This window comes from Aliiroseovarius sp. PTFE2010, from assembly GCF_049943335.1.
GTDB lineage: Bacteria > Pseudomonadota > Alphaproteobacteria > Rhodobacterales > Rhodobacteraceae > JBNFVY01.
On the sequence record NZ_JBNFVY010000003.1, the window covers coordinates 43,541 to 60,825 of the forward strand.

Sequence of the window (17,285 nt, forward strand, 5' to 3'; positions counted from 1 at the left end):
TCTTGCGCCCCTGGGGCTTTGCGCGCGGTGCCTTGCCCGTCAAGGCCCGCATGTCCTGCGGTACCCTTCCGTATCGGGCCCGGTCCCAAATCCAGCCAGCGACACGCGCAGCGATCCGCTGGTTTCCGGCGTCAGACTAGACGACGACGTAAACCGGCGCGAGACCAAAAGTTCCACCGCGATGCATTCATTGCGGTATTGCAGCCCCAGCCCGGCGCTTGCCGCCTGATCCGTGGACACGTCATAGCGCCCCTGGGCCGTGCCCGTCCAGTGCCGGTCGATGCGGTATGAGGTGTCGAAGGACATCTCGGAAATGGTGTCGGGGCGGTCTTCGGCGGCGTCTTCGGTCACATAGGTGTAAACCGCGCCGATCGCAAAACGCTCGCCATCCCACGCCAGACGGGTTTCGGATTTGGTGATGTCGAAATCATCCGCCACAAGATTGCGGCTGGTCAGGTGCGTGTCTTGCCCCATGGACAGGTGCGCGGCCAGCAACCAGTCCGAGCGCAGCCCGTCCAGACCGGACGCAGGCGAAAAGCCCGAGGTGTTTTCAGCGTAAATCACGCGCGCCGCCCCCAGCGACAGGTTCCAGCCGGGATCGGGCGTAAACCGCGACCACCCAAGGCCGAGCGCACCGCGCAGCCCGTCTTCGGCGCGATCATTGCCGGGAAAACGTGTCAGGGACAGAAGGTTGCCGTGATCGAATTCCACCAAGGTGCTGTCCTCATTTGGCACGCTGGTGCCGGCCGTTCCGGTCCAGGCCAGCTGGGCCAGCGGTTCCAGCATCTGCACGGCGCCGTGATCCGCTTCGGTCCGGATCAGGGGCCAACGCAGTTCGGCGGCCACACTTGGGGTGACGGCGCCTTGAACCTGGTCATAGGTGGAATCCTGATAGATGCTCCATGTATCGGCCCGCAGGTTTCCCGTCAGGCGAAAGAGCGCACCACGGGTCAGTTGCCATTCGCGCGTCCAGTCCAGTTCGGCCCCGATGCGCAATCCGTCACGGCCAAGCACATCCGTGGATGACGCCCGCCCATAGCCCAGCAGATCGAACCGGTAGCGCGCTTCGCCGCCGATTGACGGCTGGAACCGCTGCTCATAGATCACTTCGCCCATCAGAAACGGCAATTGGTCTTCGGTTGGAATTTCCGACGCGCGCAGGGTGCGAATGTTGATCAGGCGCGCTTGCACCTGGCTGTCGCGCTGAAACCGCGTGATCGCGATCTCGCTGGCCAGCCGGTCTTCGTCGGAATAGTCGTAATCCAGCAAATAGGCCGGATCCGATGTCAGCTTGACCGCAAAACTCAGCACATAGTCCCGGCCCAGGTCGAAGTTTCCTTCGCCGAACAGATAGGCGCGCGTGACGCCGGGGCGCAGATCGTCGCGGCTGGCCGCGCCTTCGAACGTGATGTCGCCATACCGGAATGCCTGACGATAGCGCGCCTCAAGTGTGGTGGTCCGGGCCGACACATACGGGGTGAGCGTTACATCCGCGTGATCTCCGATGGCGATGAAGTAGGGCAGTTTCAGCCCCGTCGACAGGTTGGTGGACGCGCGGATCGATGGAACCAGCACCCCGGTCGCCCGGTCAACCGTGGGGTCCGGCAGAGACAGGCGCGGCAGTGCGATGATGGGCTGTCCGGCCAGCTCAAAACTGGCGTTTTCAAAATGCAGCCGGCGCTCTTGTTGGTCATGAATGACCTTTTCGGCGCGAATTTGCCACAGCGGCACCGGGCGCGATGCACAGACCTGACAGGACGAGGCGACCGTCTTGTAAAGCTGGGTATAGCGCCCGTCGACCCGCGCGATTTCGGCCGCGGCCAGTTGCAGCTGTTGGTTCAGCACCAGGCGCGCCGATAGCATCAGGCCGTTGCGCAAGTCCGGATCCAGCTGGGCGGTGTCGGCGATCATCACGGCGCCATCGGGTTCGGTCAGGCGAATGGGGCCATCAAGGTAGAGCCGGTCTTCCGTCTGGTCATATCGCAGCCCGGCGGCCGACAGCGTGGCACCGTCATAAAACACCTGCACGTTGCCGCGCGCTTCGATCGCCGAATTGCCGATCACGCGCACGCTGTCGGCCAGCAGGGACGCGGCCTGTTGGGCTATCGCACCGTGCGGCAGCAGTGCCAGAAAGAGTGCGAAGAGACGGCGCATCATCAGCCTTCCTCCAGGTGTAACAGCAGCCCCATGGTCAACAGGATCGCCGCCGTTGGCGGGCCCCAGACCGCCAGTCCGACGGGGATCTGCCCGCCTTCGGACATGATGCGGGCGAAGTTGCGCAGGAAATAGATCGAAAAGGCAAACAGCACCGCATAGAGCACCTTCAGCCCGGTGCGCGACATCCGGGTGTGGCGCATGGTAAAGCCCGCACCGATCATGACCATGGCCACCAGCATCAGCGGCAGCGATAGTTCCATCTGGAACCACACCCGGTGCGCGCGGGCCGAAAAGCCTGCGGCTTCCAGCCGGTTGATAAAGCCCGGCAGTTCCCAGATCGGGATTGCCGACGGCGTGCCGAAACTGTCGCGAATCTGATCGCGGGTCAGGTTCGACGGCAATTGCATTTCGGCTTCGGTGGTGGCGGTCAGTTCGGGGTTGTCGACATCGGCAAGGCGCCATTTCTTGGCCCCTGTCAGGTCCCATGCGCCGTCGATCAGTTCGGCTTCTTCAGCTTCGATCCGGTAGTCGGGGGTGCCGTCAGGGCGAAAGCCCATAAAGGTCACATCATAGAGTTCGGTGCCGTCCAGGTTCGAGCGCGCGGCGCGGATCACGGTCTGGCCCGTGCCGGCGCCCTGGCGCAGCCACAGGCCTTCGCGGCTGACTGACAGAACCTGGCTGGCGCCGGTGATGCGATCGGTCAGTGCCTCGTACTGGCGCGACGTCGCCGCGACGATGGGGTTGAGCAAGGCGACGCCAAGCGCGCCGATCAGCGCCGCCATCAGCACTGGCGAAATCAGCGACCGCAACGCCGAGCGGCCTGCGGCCCGTGTCACGACCAACTCGGACGAGCGGGCCAGCCCCACATAGAGCACAAGGGTCGAAAGAACGACAATCAGCGGCAGGATTTCGTAAACGCCCTGCGGCGCGTTCAGTAGGGTCAGCGTCGCGATTCCGCTGAACCCCACCATATCGGCATCGAACTTGCGCAGTTGTTCGACCGAATCCACCAGAATGAACAGCAGGATGAACACCCCGGCGACCATGGCGAATGCGCGCCCGAAACGGGTGGCGAAATAGATGTCCAGTTTCATGCGGCCGACCTTCGGGTCATGCGCAGCGGACGCCCCGCCAAAGACAGGATCACGACGGCCGCCACCACCCCCAGCACGGTCGCGCCATAGACCAGCGGCCAGCCATCGACCGACCGGCGCGCGGCGTCAATCAACGCATTATCCAGCGATTTGGTGACCATGATGATGACCACCGCCGCGGCGATCTGCCGCCACAGGCCAAAGCGCGAAAACCCGCCCAGCAACAGGGTGGCAAAGCCGATGACCGCCGCGACCGCTGCCAGGAGCGATTGTGAAATCCGCTCGTGCCCGGTCTTGATCAGGTTCGCGCGGGTGCTGCCGGTTTCGTTCAGCACGGCCACGGACGGCGACAACAAATCCCGCGTGGGCAGCGACACGACCCGGCGATTGGTGGCCAGACTGGTCGGCAGCAGGGCGCCAATGTCAAAGGCGAAATCGCTGAACGAGGTCACGGCCAGCCGCTGATCGGGCCGGGTCAGGGTTTGGGCCAAACCGTTGATCATGATCAGTTTCGGGCCTGTGTCTTCGGCGATCAGCAGCGCCCGCCGGGCACTATAGGTGGTCTGCGCGCGTTCGGATCGGCTGTCGGAGAGGAAAATGTCATGCAGCTCGCCCTCGGGCGAGATTTCGCGGACATAAAAGGTGATGCCGTCAACTGGATGCACAAAGGTGCCCTCGGTCAGCAGGCGCGCCGTGATATTGCGCGTGATTTCGGTCTGGCGCAGATCCAGTTGCCGGATCGAGGCAGGCACCAGAAAGTGGGTCAGAACCGCCAGCAGCAGCCCCACGATGACGCCAAACACCGCCACCGGCCGGATCAAGCGCCATGGCGAATAGCCCGTCGCCTGCACCACGACCAGTTCGCTTTCCGAATTCAGCCGGTTGGCCACAAAGACCGATGCCACAAAGGCCGAGATCGGCAGCACGATGCGGATCACGTTGGGCAGGGTTAGCGCCGTGATCTCCAGGAATGTGGATGCGGACTGGCCGCTGGCGATCAACTGGTCGAACAGGATCACGGCCCGGTTGATCCAGTAGACCAGCACCAGCACCAGAGAAAAGAACCCGAACAGGATCATCAGCTGCGACAGCAGGTATTTGTCGAACTTGCCCAATTGCCCCTCGGTTCGTCCTTGGTTGCGCGTGACAGTATCAGGGCGCGTGCCGGGGGAAAACTGCTATCTGGCCATCTGCGGGGTGCGGGGCTAGGTATGGGGAAACAGCAACCGGAGAATGCCCGATGACCACACCTGCCACGCTCGATTTTGCCGAACTTGATCTTGACGCGATTGCCACGGCCGAAGGCGCGGTGGCGCTGGTCATCGACAGCGACGGCAAGCTGGACAAGGCCGCGCGGCGCGTGAACCGTCTGCTGCGCGGTGGCCTGATCCGCCTGACCGAAGGCGCGCGCTTTGACAAGTTGGACGAGGGCGGCGTGATCGAATTGCCCAGCCCGCAAAACATGGCCGCCGACAGCCTGTTCGTGGTCAAGCTGGCCAAGCGGGCCGATGTCAACGCCGCGCGCGCGGCGGGCGCGGCCGTCGGCGCACGGGCCAAGGGCGCGATGACCATTCTGGCGGGCGGGCTGCGCCATGCGCAGGATTTCGCGCTCGGGGCCGTTTTGCGCGCTTATGAGTTCACCGATCACAAGACGGCAGACGCGCCCGAGCCGACCGCGTTCACTGTTGTGGTCAATAACCTGGAAGGTTGCGATGCCGCTGCGGTGCAGGCCTTGGCGCAGGGCGTGTTCTTTACGCGCGATCTGGTCAACGAACCGGCCAATGTGCTGACCACCACCGAATTTGCGGACCGGCTGGTCGGCCTCACGGAGCTTGGCATCAAGGTCGAAGTGTTGGACGAGGACGCGCTGGAAAAGCTGGGCATGCGCACCTTGCTCTGTGTCGGGCAGGGCAGCGACAGCCCTTCGAAAGTTGTCGTGATGGAATGGAATGGCGGCGCCAAGGGCGATGCGCCGCTGGCGCTGGTCGGCAAGGGCGTGGTGTTCGACACCGGCGGGATTTCGCTGAAACCGGCTGCGGGCATGGAAGACATGACCATGGACATGGGCGGAGCGGGCACCGTGGCCGGGGCGATGAAAGCGATCGCGCTGCGCAAGGCCAAGGCGAATGTCGTCGGGCTGGTCGGGTTGGTCGAAAACATGCCGTCGGGCAATGCCACGCGGCCCGGCGACGTGGTGAAATCCATGAAAGGCGACACGGTTGAAATCATCAATACCGATGCCGAAGGCCGCCTGGTTCTGGCCGATGTGCTCTGGTACGCGCAGGATCGCTACAAGCCGTGCGGGATGGTCGATCTGGCCACGCTGACGGGGGCGATCATCATCGGGCTGGGCCATGCAAATGCGGGCGTCTTTTCCAACGACGATGCCTTTTGCAACACCTTCCTGCGCGCCGCCGGCGACGAAGGCGAAGGCGCCTGGCGAATGCCGCTTGGGGACGCTTATGACAAGCAGCTCAAAAGCCGGATTGCGGATATGAAGAACGTGGGGGGACGCGATGCCGGTTCCATCACCGCGGCGCAGTTCCTGCAGCGTTTCGTCAAGGACGACACGCCGTGGATCCATCTGGACATCGCCGGGGTCGCCAGTCTCAAGACCGACACGCCCTTGGCGCCGAAGGGGGCCACGGGGTGGGGTGTGCTGGCGCTGAGCCGTTTGGTGGATGGCTGGCCCAAGGACTGATCCGACCCATGGGCGAGGCGTTCTTTTACCACCTGACAGCCAGTCCTGTTGAGGACACGCTGACCATGCTCTTGGGCAAATGCCTTGGGACGGGGTGGCGCGTCGCAGTGCGCGGCACGCGCGACGACACGCTGGAACGCCTTGATCAACGCCTGTGGACGCACCCGCCTGACGGGTTTTTGCCCCATGGGCTGGCAGGGGGGCCGCATGATAGCGACCAGCCGGTGCTGCTGACCACGCAGCCCGACCTGCCGAATGCGGCCCAATGCGTGATTTCGATCGAAGGCGCGCCGGTCGAACCCGACGAGGTCACCGCGCTGGCGCGGGTCTGCATAGTGTTCGACGGGCACGACAACATGGCGCTGGAGCGCGCGCGCGGACAGTGGAAGGCGATAACCCGCGCGGGATGCGGCGCGCAATACTGGGCCCAAGAGGATGGGCGCTGGCGCAAAAAGGCCTGAACGTCGGCAGGTTATCGGCGCGCCGTTAGCGCGTCAGCACCATCCGGTCGCCCGCAATTTCGATCTTTGAAAAGCGGTTCAGATAGTCCATCCCCAAAAGCGCGCCGGTCATGTCGCCATCGGTCACGAAAGCGCGCACGTTTTCATCCACGATGTCGCCCAGTTGAACGGTGTTCAGTGTCACACGCGCGGTGCGCACCATGCCGTTGGCCGTTTGCGCCGTCCCGCCATAGGCACTGTCGGGGGCCGAGATATCCAGCTTGCGCGCCACATCACTGCCCAGAACGATATTCGACGCGCCGGTATCGACCACGAAATTCACCGGCATGTCATTGACCCGCAAGGTCAGATGGAAATGCCCGTCGGCCCGGCGCGGCGCTTCGATCACGTTTTCGCCCAATGACAATTGGCGCGGGGCGATGTCGCGGCTGATATCCGACCACAGCCCGAAACCCGCGATCACGCCCACGAAAATCAGCCCCCACAGCAGCAACTGGCGCAGCGATTGGCCAAGATTGCGGCGATGGGCAGCAAAGAAATACCCGGCGACCACCGCGCCGAGCAGCACCAGATAGACGACACGTCCGATGTCATAGCTGTCCAAGGGCGGCTCCTTTCCTGATTGATATGGGGGCGGGGGCGGTGCGTGTCACCCCGTCTCACGCAGGTTTCAGCGCAACGCGTCAAGCCCGGTGCCGCCAGCGGGCGGGTCCATCGGCGCACTGTGCACTGCGGGCGTTGCGGGCGCAGTGGCCGTGACCATGCCCACACCGCGCAACCCGTCCAGAACGAACTGGACCGAAAGGGCCGCCAGCAGCATGCCAAAGATCCGTGTGACCACATTGATCCCGACCCGGCCCAGCAGCCGTTCCAGAAACCCGCCGGTCAGGAAAAACGCCAGCACCAGCAACAAGACCAGCGCCACCACGCCAAGCACCGCGATGGTATCCAGAACCGTTTCGGCGCTGCCCATCAGCAAGATGACCGAAGCGATTGCGCCGGGCCCGGCAATCAGGGGCGTGCCGATGGGAAAGACGGACGGATCGTTTTCGTTGGCTTCGGCCTGGCCTTCGCGCCGCTGGGTGCGCCGTTCAAAGAGCATTTCCAGCGCGGTCAGGAACAGCAGCAACCCCCCTGCGATACGAAAAGCGGGCATGGAAATCCCGGCAAAACCCAACACCGCTTCGCCGAAAAAAGCAAAGAGCAGCAAGATGCCAAACCCGATGGCCGTGGCGCGGACGGCAATCGCCCGGCGATGCGCGGTATCGGCGCCTTGGGTCAGCGCCACGAAAAGCGGTGTCAGACCGATGGGGTCGATGATGACGAACATCGTAAAGAACGCGGTGACGAGCGCTTGGATATCCACCTGTAACCCCTTGTTTTCAGTAAGATGCGCAGGTCGTGACGTGCCGGCGTGCGCCCAGCATACCCGATGTGCCCGATGCTGCAAGCGCGCTGCTGCGCCTATGCGTCCGCTGCTTCCAGTTTCTCTAACGCCTTCATCCACAGCGTCTCGGCCCGTTCCATCGCGTCGGAAACCTCGGCGTATTTCTTTTGCCAGACCTGCGCTTCGTCGGTGTTCTGGTATATCTTTGGATTGGCCAGTTTCTTGGCCAGCTTGTCGCTCATCTCGGTCAGCTTGGTTACGCGCTCTTCACATTTGCGCACCTCGGCGCGCAGGGCCAGCACGGCATCGCGGCTGGGTTTGGCCGGCTTGGGTTTGGCCTTGGTCAGCTTGGCAGGCTTGTCGCCCTGAAGCAAAAGCTTGCGATACGCTTCCAGATCGTCGGTGTAGGGCGTGACGGTGCCCTTGCCGACCAGCCAGAGCCGATCTGCCACCAGCGACAACAGGTGCATGTCGTGGCTGACCAGGACCACCGCGCCGGAATAGTCATTCAGCGCCTCGACCAGTGCCTCGCGGCTTTCGATGTCCAGGTGGTTGGTCGGTTCGTCCAGGATCAACAGGTGCGGCGCATCCAGCGTGGCCAGCAGCAGTGACAATCGCGCCTTTTGACCGCCCGACAGGCGCCCCACTTCGGTGTCAGCCTGGTCCGCCCCTAGGCCAAATCCGGCAAGGCGGGCGCGCAGCTTGGTGGGTTCGCGGTCGGGCAGGGCGCGGCGCAAATGGTCCAGCGGCGTTTCGTCCAGGTGCAATTCGTCGACCTGGTGTTGCGCAAAGAAACCCACGCGCAATTTGGAATGCCGCGTGAATTTTCCGCCCATTGCGGGCAGGCGGTCCGACAGCAGTTTGGACAGCGTCGACTTGCCTTCGCCATTGCGCCCCAGCAAAGCGATCCGGTCGTCCTGATCGATGCGCAGGTTCAGATTCTGCAGCACGATCGTATCCCCATACCCCGTCGATCCACCTTCTATGTTGATGATCGGCGGCGACAGTTCTTCGGGCTTGGGAAAGGTAAAGACGGTGCGCGCGGCCTCTTCGGGGGCGGTGATCGGCTCCATCTTTTCCAGCATTTTCAACCGCGACTGGGCCTGACGTGCCTTGGTGGCCTTGGCGCGAAAGCGGTCGACGAAACTTTGCAGGTGCTCGCGCCGCGTCTCTTGCTTTTTGGCCTGGGCAGCCTGAACCGCGCGCTGCGCGGCGCGTTGCCGGGCGAACTGGTCATAACCGCCGGCATAGAGCGTGAGCCCCCGGTTTTCCAGGTGCAGGATATGCCCCACGGCGCGGTTCAAAAGACCCCGGTCGTGGCTGATCACAATCACCGTGTGCGGATAGCGCGCCAAATAGGTTTCAAGCCACAGCGCGCCTTCCAGATCGAGATAGTTCGTCGGTTCATCCAGCAAGAGCAGATCGGGCGCCGCGAACAGCGCCGCCGCCAAGGCCACCCGCATCCGCCAGCCGCCCGAAAAGGCGCTGCACGGCATCAACTGCTCTTCGGCGGTAAACCCCAGCCCGCGCAGGATCGACGAGGCGCGCGCCTCGGCGCTCCAGGCATCGATATCGGCCAGGCGGGTCTGGATTTCGGCGATGCGGCCGGGATCGTCGGCTTCTTCGGCCATGAGGGCCGCGCGTTCGGTGTCGGCCGCCAGAACGGTGTCCACAAGCGACACGTCATTTCCGGGCACTTCCTGGGCCACGCCGCCGATGCGGGCACGCTGGGGCAGCGATATGGCGCCGCCTTCAAGGGTCAATTCCCCCCTGATCAGGCGAAACAATGTGGTCTTGCCCGCGCCGTTGCGACCAATAAGACCCACCTTGTGGCCGGTGGGAATGGTGGCACTGGCCCCTTCGAACAAGGGGCGTCCTTCAACCGAATAGGAAATGTCGGAAATTCGTAGCATGGGCGCCGCTTAACAGCGTAGGCGCGGGCGGTCCAGTGCGGATCATGCGTGGTGCGGGGCGTGCACCGTGGTGATGTGCATGGGGGTCACGCGCAACAGCGCTGCAAAATCGGCCGACGCCGGATCGACCAGCGCCGCGCGGCATTGTTCGTCTGTGTGAATCGCCCAACCGTACAGGGTGACCAGGGGCGATGCTTCCAATCCAAAATGGGGACGCGCCCGCATGTTCCAATAGAAATCCGGGAATTCGGCTTCGCTGACCGCCTCGCGCCAGCCAGCGACACGGGCGACGATGTCTTCCGAGGTGTGACGATAGGGGTGTTCGGACAAGAGCAGGAACTGAAGCGCCGCAGTGCTGCCCGGCCGCTTGGGGATGCGTGCGAATGGGCCGTGGTCGCCCGGCGGCAGGATCAACGTGTCGGGGCAGTCTGTGCAGTACATCGGACCACCATTGTCAAACATGTTACGCGCAGTTTCAGATTGCGTCTTCAGATTACGTCGATGCACTGGCGGGAAAAGAACGCCGGAACACGGGTTTTCAAAGAAATCCAGTCATGCTAGGGCGGCGCCAGATTTTTGACCGGCGCGGCATGGTGTTGCGCCTTTCTTGAGCAAAGCGAGAACGAGCATGGCCACCGAACGCACCCTTTCGATCATCAAACCCGATGCCACCCGCCGCAACCTGACCGGCAAGATCAACACCAAATTCGAAGACGCGGGCCTGCGCATCGTGGCGCAAAAGCGTATTCACCTGACCAAAGCCCAGGCTGGCCAGTTCTATGCTGTACACAAGGAACGTCCGTTCTTTGACGAGCTGTGCGAATTCATGGCGTCCGAGCCGGTTGTGGTGCAGGTGCTGGAAGGGGAAGGCGCGATTGCCAAGAACCGCGAAGTCATGGGCGCGACCAACCCGGCCGATGCAGCCCCCGGTACCATCCGCGCTGAATTCGCTGAAAGCGTCGGCGAAAATTCGGTGCACGGATCTGATGCCCCGGAAACCGCCAAGGAAGAAATCGCGTATTTCTTTTCGGGTCTTGAACTGGTCGGCTGATCGAATGATCCAAACCTAAAAAAGGGCCGCTCCCTGTGGGCGGCCCTTTTTCTATGCGGTCTCTATGCTATTTCGCCCTGGCGCGGCGGCGAGGGGACATGTGTGTCGCGGTGCAGGCGCGTCCGCTCGACATGGGTCTTCAGCAAGGCCACGTTGCGGCGGTTCGCCTTGAACCCGACGTCGAAAATGTCACCGATCAGGGGAACCGTGCCGATCACCCAGTCAATCCCTGCGTTCAGCCCCATGCGGGCTTTGATGTGCAGGGGCGCTCCCAGCTTGTGGGCACGGTAAATGATGTACCCGGTCGGCGCCAGTGTGGCCGCATCGCCAACCCCGGGAAGCAGCCCCAGCAGCGAATCCCAACCAAAGCGGATATTGGTGCCGGGCAGGCGCAACGCGCTGTCCATGCGAACGGCCAGACGTTCCAGCCGTTCGACTTCATGGTCGCCGTGCAGGGTGTCTTGGGCCGTCGCCATTACACCGGCTGACTTTGTTGCGGGCGGGACGCGATGATATAGATGGCGTGAACGATCCCCGGGATATAGCCCAGAATGGTCAGCAGGATGTTCAGCCAGAAATGTTTGCCGATGCCCACCTGCAGGAAAACGCCCAGCGGGGGCAGGATGATGGCGGCGATAATGCGAATAATGTCCATTGGTCGTCTCCACGTTATGTTTGTTCATGGATGTAACGGGTTGGCAGACGAAATGGTTCCAACTTTATTCGCTTGGGCGCACGCCGATCTGGTCCAGAATGCGCTCAATCCTGTTTGAGTCTGGCGGGGCATCGGCCTTGAGCGCGTCGAACCGGCGACGCAACGCGGCCTTTTCGTCACCTGTGCAATCGTCCCAAGGGCGCCCCTGAAGACCCATTGCCAAGGCGTAATACCCGATGAAATGGGGCCGCACACCAACTGCAATCAACTTGCGATAGGCCTCATCTGGGCCGAGCGCAAAGAGTTGCTCGGCGCTGGTGACACCCGCGCGGCTGAAATCGCGTTCCATGGCCGGGCCAAGGTTGCGAATGCTAGAGATCGGTGCCGTCATGGTGCGCATATTGACACGGGCGCGACCGCGCAATCAACTCAGATCGATGCCCAGTCGGTGATCGGCTTGGGCGGTGGTTTGGGCGCTGGCGGTTTGCCTTGCGCGATGGGTTTCGGGTTTGGAATGGCTCGCATCTGCCGTCTCCTTTTTGAAACATGCCCCACTCGGAACTCTACTTGGCCCCTTTACACGACAAGCCTGTCTATGCGGGGGGCGCTTGGTCAAGTTAACTTGGTGGTTTTGTCGGAAGGCGGGTCTGGAGTGTGACAATCCCGTGCCAAAAACCGCAAATTGGAAACAATAACCCGAGATTACCGCAGGACTGTTAACCAGTTGGCAAGGCCGCGTGCGATGCGCACACAAAGAAAAACGCCCGCAGAAAGACCTGCGGGCGTTCCAGTGCGTTGGGGTGTGGCGTGATCAGCCGATGATGGCGTTCAGCGTTGCCGAGGGGCGCATGACAGCGGCAGTCTTGGCCGGGTCGGGTTTGTAATACCCGCCCAGATCGACCGGTTTGCCTTCGCCCGCGTGCAGTTCGGACAGGATCTGGCTTTCCTTGGCGCCCAGCTGTTCGGCGATCGGGGCGAAATGGGCTGCCAGCTCGGCGTCGTCCGTTTGCGCCGCCAAGGCCTCGGCCCAGTAGCGCGCGAACCAGTAGTGCGAGGTCCGGTTGTCATTCTGGCCGACCTTGCGTTCGGGGCTGTTGCCATTCAGCAGGACCTTTTGCGTGGCTTGCTCAACGGCGGCGCCCAGCACGCCGGCCTTCTTGTCGCCTTTCGCTTCAAGGAACTTGTAGCTTTCGCCAAGCGCACAGAATTCCCCCAGGCTGTCCCACCGCAGGTGGTTTTCATCCAACAGTTGCTGCACGTGCTTGGGGGCCGAGCCGCCTGCACCGGTTTCAAAGAGCCCGCCGCCCTGCATCAGTGACACGATCGACAGCATCTTGGCCGAGGTGCCCAGTTCCAGGATCGGGAACAGGTCTGTCAGATAGTCGCGCAGCACGTTCCCGGTGATGGTGACGACATCCTCGCCGGCGACCATGTGTTCCAGCGTGAACCGCGTGGCTTCGCGCGGCGCCATGATCGGGATGTCCATCCCGGCCTCTTTCAGCGCGGGTTCGATATATTTGATCAACTCGGCGTCATGGGCGCGGTTTGCGTCCAGCCAGAACGCGCCCAGACCGGTGGCCTTGACGCGGCGAATGCCCAACTGAATCCAGTCGTCGATCGGGGCTTTCCGGGCCGTGGCCGAGCGCCAGATATCGCCGGGTTCCACAGCATGTTCGTGCAGCACCTCACCGTTGGCCAGAACGATGCGCACGGTGCCCTTGGACGCAAGTTCGAACGTCGTGGGGTGGCTGCCGTATTCTTCGGCCTTCTGGGCCATCAGGCCCACGTTCGACACCGCACCCGCCGTGGTCACGTCCAGCTTGCCGTTCTGTTTGAAGAACTCGATCGTTTCATCATAGACGGGCGCATAGCTGTTGTCGGGGATACAGCACTTGCTCGGCGCAGGTTCGCCGTCCGGGCCCCAGCCGATGCCGCCCGCGCGAATCACTGCGGGCATCGAGGCGTCGATGATCACGTCCGAGGGCACGTGCAGGTTGGTGATCCCCTTGTCCGAATTCACCATGTAAAGCGGCGGTCTGGATGCCATGGCCGCTTTCAGGTCGGCCTCCATTTCCGCGTTGCCCGCAATGGCCGCTTCCAGTGCGGCGATGCCTGAATTCGGGTTCCAGTCCAGCTTGTCGCCGTATTTGGCAATGAAATCCTCCAGCCAGACCGACACGAAATGCCCGAAAATGATCGGGTCCGATACTTTCATCATCGTGGCTTTCAGATGGACCGAAAACAGCACACCCGGTTCCATGCTGGCGATCTCGGCCTTGATGAAATCGCGCAAGGTGGCAACCGACAGGAATGTGGCGTCGACAATGGTGCCTTCGTCATAGCTCAGGTCGTCTTTGAGCACGGTTTCGTTGCCCGAGGTATCGGTAAAGGTGATCTTGGCCGCGCCAGCCTGGGCTGCGGTGATCGTCGCCGATTTTTCATTGGCGAAGAAATCGTTTCCCGGCATCGAAGCGACAGTGGTCTTGCTGTCCGAATCCCAGTCCCCCATCGAATGGGGGTTGGCCTTGGCATATTCCTTGACGGCCTTGGCCGCGCGCCGGTCCGAATTGCCTTCGCGCAGCACCGGGTTTACGGCCGAACCCTTGATCGTGTCATACCGGGCGCGGATGTCTTTTTCTTCGTCTGTCTGCGGGTCGGTGGGATAATCGGGAATGGCGTAGCCCTGCGCCTGCAGTTCCTTGATCGCCGCCTCCAGTTGGGGAACAGACGCCGAGATGTTCGGCAGTTTGATCACGTTGGCGTCGGGCGTTTTCACAAGAGCGCCCAGTTCGGCCAGATCGTCCGACTGTTTCTGATCTTCGGGAAGCAGGTCGTTGAATGCGGCAAGGATGCGCGCCGCGACCGAGATGTTGCGCGTTTCGACATCGATGCCAGCTGGCGCGGAAAAGGAACGGATGATCGGCAGCAGCGAGGCGCTGGCAAGTTCGGGGGCTTCGTCGACGGTGGTGTAGATGATGTCGGGGGTCTTGGCCATGGTGGTCGCCTTTTTGTCCGTGTTACGGGGGCCGCGCGGATCGTTCGACGCGGGGTTGCCCCCGCTTACTTTGGCACGGGCCGCAAGTCAATGTGTGCGACGGTATACAATGGTGGATGCCGCCGAGGAAAACTGCGAAAAAGGTGCCAACACCGCCCCACATGCCCGGGCAGAGCGCGTCTGTCGAAGAAACCGGCAAAGTTCCGCGGCGCGACTGGGTTGCGCTGCCAGACTGGATCGTGAAAGCCTGTCTTGCTGATTTGCTGGCAGTGGGGCAATCGCATGTCGATGTGTTCAAGCGGGCGCGTGAGACCGACGATTACCCGCGCGGGCAGTTTGGCCCCGCAACCCTTGCCCCGATCGGTTTTGTTGCGCAAATCGGGGTGTGAGCGGACTTGTCCTTTCCGCGGACGGACCGATACGCCGAATAATCCGATCGATGAAAGTGGGACGACAATCAGGTCTTCATCCCTTTGCTTCAGGTCGTAAGCTGATCTGAAGGTCGCGCAAATCGATGGCATCGTCCGCGGTGTCTATACCATCGAGAAAGGATAGAAGATCGTCTTGCCGCGGTTGGCCAAACGCCAGCCGGTAAAGCGCAACAGATCGTTTCAGCCACCCAAGCAGCGTAGCTTCGCGGCTGTAGGGCAGGGATAGCGCGTAACGTTCGATGCAGACATCCCCGTCGAGCAACCAGAAAGGTTCCAAATCGCCAGGGCGTTCCGCCTGACGGTGCGCGGTTTGGAACAAGTTTTGCCACGGGTCGGCTATAGGGCCGGGGCGGTGCAAGGTGTGGGCGTATCTGGATGCGAGGTTGAGCCGGACGGCATGGTTTTTGTAGCGGTGAACGCGGCCTTCGCGTTGCTCCAGATCAACGGGATTTGACGGCAGGTTCCAATGTACAATGCGGTGGCAATAGGGGTGGAAATCCAGCCCTTCCTGCCCGACTGATGTCGAAGCCAGGACAAAGGGCCTGAAAGGGGAATTAAAGGCGGTACGGACAGTCTCGGTGCGTTGCACAACACCATCTTCCTGGCCGCCTTGCAGCAAGCGTGTTGCGAAACGGCCCCGCATGCGAATCGCTGGCTGAATATCGATCTGCCCGCGTTTGATGCGATATTGTTTGATCTCGATCTGTGCAGGTTTGAGCGAGAGCGCATCGTCGATGACTGCGGCAATCGATCCCACTGCTTGGGTCGGAGCTGCGTCCAAAAGCCCTTCGGCCTCGACGAGGATATGAACATACTCGTCCATCACGGATTGCAGGTCATGGCTGGCGCAATGATCCAGTACCGACTGCCAGTAAACCTCATCGCTGGCACTGCGAAGCAAAGCCTGGCTTTCGGGCTGATTGAACAGCCCTCGAAATGCCATGCCGATCCTTGCAGCCGCGTTCAATATGGCAGGGTCGTCGTATCCGAGATCGGGGGCAATGCGGTGAAGGGCACGTAGCGCACATGTCGCCGGACTGCCCAAGGCCAGATCGGTCAGATGGTCCAAAAGGCTGTCGTTGTCAGGTTGCCCAATAAGATGATCTGCGTTCGCGGCGTCACGCAGGGCAGACACATGGTCGTGCCAGCTTTCCTGTCCATCGTCGCGGATGATATCGGACAGAAGGCGCCCGCGCGCCAACCAGGACTGATAGGGCGCATGTGCCACGTCAAGTGATGCGGCACAGGCCCAATCCCAGTTTGTGATACGGTCGGCGTCAGGATCTTTGACTTCATTTTCACGCGTGCCGGTGAAATGTCGCCCGGTGACTCCGCCGCGCTGAACAGCCCGTAGTCTGCCAAGAATGCTGTGGGCGTGATCCTTGACCCGTGCGCGAACCTGTGCGCGCATGGCTGCCGCGTCGGGCAGGGGCGCGCGGCTTCGGAAAATCTCCAGCGGGTCGGCCGCCGCAGCGAGCGTCGGTGAAGGGATCACCAGAGGAAGCGCCCGTAACCCCGTCAGGCGGCTTTTGGTGCGCCGGAAGCTTAACGGCTGGCTTTGTTTGCGAAACGCATCCGAATAGCGATGGTTCAATCCGTTCATCCCCATTGCGCGCTCGCTGTCATAGGACAGCAAGGCCGCGATGGCATCGGGCACCATGGCCCATTGCGAAAAAACCAACAGTTTGCTGGCCGAAACGCGTGGCCCGAAATACGGCAAGCTGGGCGGCATCCAAAGGCGTTTCGCCATGTCGTCTTGAAAGGCGATTGTTTTCAACGCACGCATCCGGCCATTGTTTTCGGGAACCGGGCGATAATTTTCGACGTCTTCAATGTTGATTTGCGCCGATTTGGCTGCCCGGATGGCATTTGTCAAAGCCTCTGATGGCGCGTCTTTCAGGTGATCCAGTCGCTGCCCCAGCTTGTAGTCGCGCAAAAAGCTGAGCAGATACGGCGCGGATTTCCAGTATTCTACAGTGCCCGGGGCATCCGCCGCGGCCGCTATATGGGCAACGGCGCGGGCCTCGATCAGATCGGCGGGTTCTACGGATATCGGTACGTCGACGTCGCGTATCATGGCGTCACGTTGTTCGGTTTCCGAAACACGTTCGGTTCGGGCGATAACTTGGCGCAACGTTCCTTCGATCACCGTCGCCGAGACGCTGGGGCTGGACGCCACGGCGGACCGCAAGCGCATCAAGAAAATGATCGAGGCGTGGCTGAAATCCGGGGCTTTGAAAAAGGTCAAGATACCGGACGCAAAGCGCATGGAACGCCCCTGTTTGGAGGTAGGCGAATGGGCAACCCAATGAGTGCCACACCCACCCCTGAAAGCATGGTGTGGCAGGGTGGGGCAAACACCCTTGTAAACAGGTGCCACACCTGTTTGGCGTGGGGTGGAGCAACCATCTGGACCCAATGCCCCCTTTTCCGAGTGGAT

16 protein-coding genes are annotated in these 17,285 nt (G+C 62.0%); 4 read left to right on the forward strand and 12 right to left on the reverse strand.

All coding sequences use genetic code 11. The features are described 5' to 3' along the window. Positions 1-39: 39 nt before the first annotated feature. The 3 genes from ACP2AV_RS06230 to lptF are packed head-to-tail and all read right to left on the reverse strand — an operon-like array spanning position 40 to position 4,366. Positions 40-2,157 (reverse strand): LPS-assembly protein LptD, encoded by a 2,118-nt coding sequence (locus ACP2AV_RS06230; RefSeq protein WP_426371835.1) that lies wholly within the window; start codon positions 2,155-2,157, stop codon positions 40-42. Beyond that, positions 2,157-3,251 (reverse strand): LPS export ABC transporter permease LptG, encoded by a 1,095-nt coding sequence (lptG, locus tag ACP2AV_RS06235; RefSeq protein ID WP_426371836.1) that lies wholly within the window; start codon positions 3,249-3,251, stop codon positions 2,157-2,159. The genes ACP2AV_RS06230 and lptG overlap by 1 nt, the downstream gene beginning before the upstream one ends. After that, complete coding sequence (lptF, locus tag ACP2AV_RS06240) at positions 3,248-4,366, reverse strand: LPS export ABC transporter permease LptF (RefSeq protein ID WP_426371837.1); 1,119 nt, start codon at positions 4,364-4,366, stop codon at positions 3,248-3,250. The genes lptG and lptF overlap by 4 nt, the downstream gene beginning before the upstream one ends. A 125-nt stretch (positions 4,367-4,491) precedes the next feature. Between lptF and ACP2AV_RS06245 the strand changes: the two genes are divergently transcribed. Together ACP2AV_RS06245 and ACP2AV_RS06250 are read left to right on the forward strand one after the other, a co-directional pair. Then, the gene (locus ACP2AV_RS06245) at positions 4,492-5,952 is read left to right on the forward strand and encodes a leucyl aminopeptidase (protein WP_426371838.1); all 1,461 of its coding nucleotides are present in this window, start codon (positions 4,492-4,494) and stop codon (positions 5,950-5,952) included. Between the two features lie 8 nt (positions 5,953-5,960). After that, positions 5,961-6,413: a DNA polymerase III subunit chi gene (locus ACP2AV_RS06250; RefSeq protein ID WP_426371839.1), complete on the forward strand. Its 453-nt coding sequence runs from the start codon at positions 5,961-5,963 to the stop codon at positions 6,411-6,413. A 25-nt stretch (positions 6,414-6,438) separates the two neighbouring features. Here the strand turns inward: ACP2AV_RS06250 and ACP2AV_RS06255 are convergent, their stop codons facing one another. The 4 genes from ACP2AV_RS06255 to ACP2AV_RS06270 form a co-directional block, all read right to left on the reverse strand. After that, positions 6,439-7,017: a retropepsin-like aspartic protease family protein gene (locus ACP2AV_RS06255; RefSeq protein ID WP_426371840.1), complete on the reverse strand. Its 579-nt coding sequence runs from the start codon at positions 7,015-7,017 to the stop codon at positions 6,439-6,441. Between the two features lie 66 nt (positions 7,018-7,083). Then, positions 7,084-7,779 (reverse strand): MarC family protein, encoded by a 696-nt coding sequence (locus ACP2AV_RS06260; protein WP_426371841.1) that lies wholly within the window; start codon positions 7,777-7,779, stop codon positions 7,084-7,086. A 98-nt stretch (positions 7,780-7,877) separates the two neighbouring features. Further along, the gene (locus tag ACP2AV_RS06265) at positions 7,878-9,713 is read right to left on the reverse strand and encodes an ABC-F family ATP-binding cassette domain-containing protein (RefSeq protein WP_426371842.1); all 1,836 of its coding nucleotides are present in this window, start codon (positions 9,711-9,713) and stop codon (positions 7,878-7,880) included. A 42-nt stretch (positions 9,714-9,755) separates the two neighbouring features. Beyond that, on the reverse strand, positions 9,756-10,175 hold the full coding sequence (locus ACP2AV_RS06270; RefSeq protein ID WP_426371843.1) for a DUF6157 family protein: 420 nt from the start codon (positions 10,173-10,175) through the stop codon (positions 9,756-9,758). Between the two features lie 166 nt (positions 10,176-10,341). Between ACP2AV_RS06270 and ndk the strand changes: the two genes are divergently transcribed. Then, positions 10,342-10,764: a nucleoside-diphosphate kinase gene (ndk, locus tag ACP2AV_RS06275; protein WP_426371844.1), complete on the forward strand. Its 423-nt coding sequence runs from the start codon at positions 10,342-10,344 to the stop codon at positions 10,762-10,764. A gap of 62 nt (positions 10,765-10,826) precedes the next feature. On the opposite strand, the gene ACP2AV_RS06280 is transcribed toward ndk, so the two are convergent. The 4 genes from ACP2AV_RS06280 to ACP2AV_RS06295 form a co-directional block, all read right to left on the reverse strand. Continuing rightward, the gene (locus ACP2AV_RS06280) at positions 10,827-11,240 is read right to left on the reverse strand and encodes a DUF4112 domain-containing protein (protein WP_426371845.1); all 414 of its coding nucleotides are present in this window, start codon (positions 11,238-11,240) and stop codon (positions 10,827-10,829) included. After that, a complete protein-coding gene (locus ACP2AV_RS06285) occupies positions 11,240-11,419 on the reverse strand; it encodes a YqaE/Pmp3 family membrane protein (protein ID WP_426371846.1) in 180 nt (59 codons plus the stop codon). The genes ACP2AV_RS06280 and ACP2AV_RS06285 overlap by 1 nt, the downstream gene beginning before the upstream one ends. Positions 11,420-11,483: 64 nt before the next feature. Then, a complete protein-coding gene (locus tag ACP2AV_RS06290) occupies positions 11,484-11,810 on the reverse strand; it encodes a TfoX/Sxy family protein (RefSeq protein ID WP_426371847.1) in 327 nt (108 codons plus the stop codon). Positions 11,811-12,230: 420 nt separating this feature from the next. Then, positions 12,231-14,414, reverse strand: coding sequence for an NADP-dependent isocitrate dehydrogenase (locus ACP2AV_RS06295; RefSeq protein WP_426371848.1), 2,184 nt, complete (start codon positions 14,412-14,414; stop codon positions 12,231-12,233). A 161-nt stretch (positions 14,415-14,575) separates the two neighbouring features. On the opposite strand from ACP2AV_RS06295, the gene ACP2AV_RS06300 reads away from it, so the two are divergent. Further along, the gene (locus ACP2AV_RS06300) at positions 14,576-14,803 is read left to right on the forward strand and encodes a hypothetical protein (RefSeq protein ID WP_426371849.1); all 228 of its coding nucleotides are present in this window, start codon (positions 14,576-14,578) and stop codon (positions 14,801-14,803) included. A gap of 76 nt (positions 14,804-14,879) precedes the next feature. Here the strand turns inward: ACP2AV_RS06300 and ACP2AV_RS06305 are convergent, their stop codons facing one another. Beyond that, entirely contained in the window at positions 14,880-17,114 is a 2,235-nt protein-coding gene (locus tag ACP2AV_RS06305) for a helicase-related protein (RefSeq protein WP_426371850.1), read from the reverse strand. Positions 17,115-17,285 lie beyond the last annotated feature (171 nt).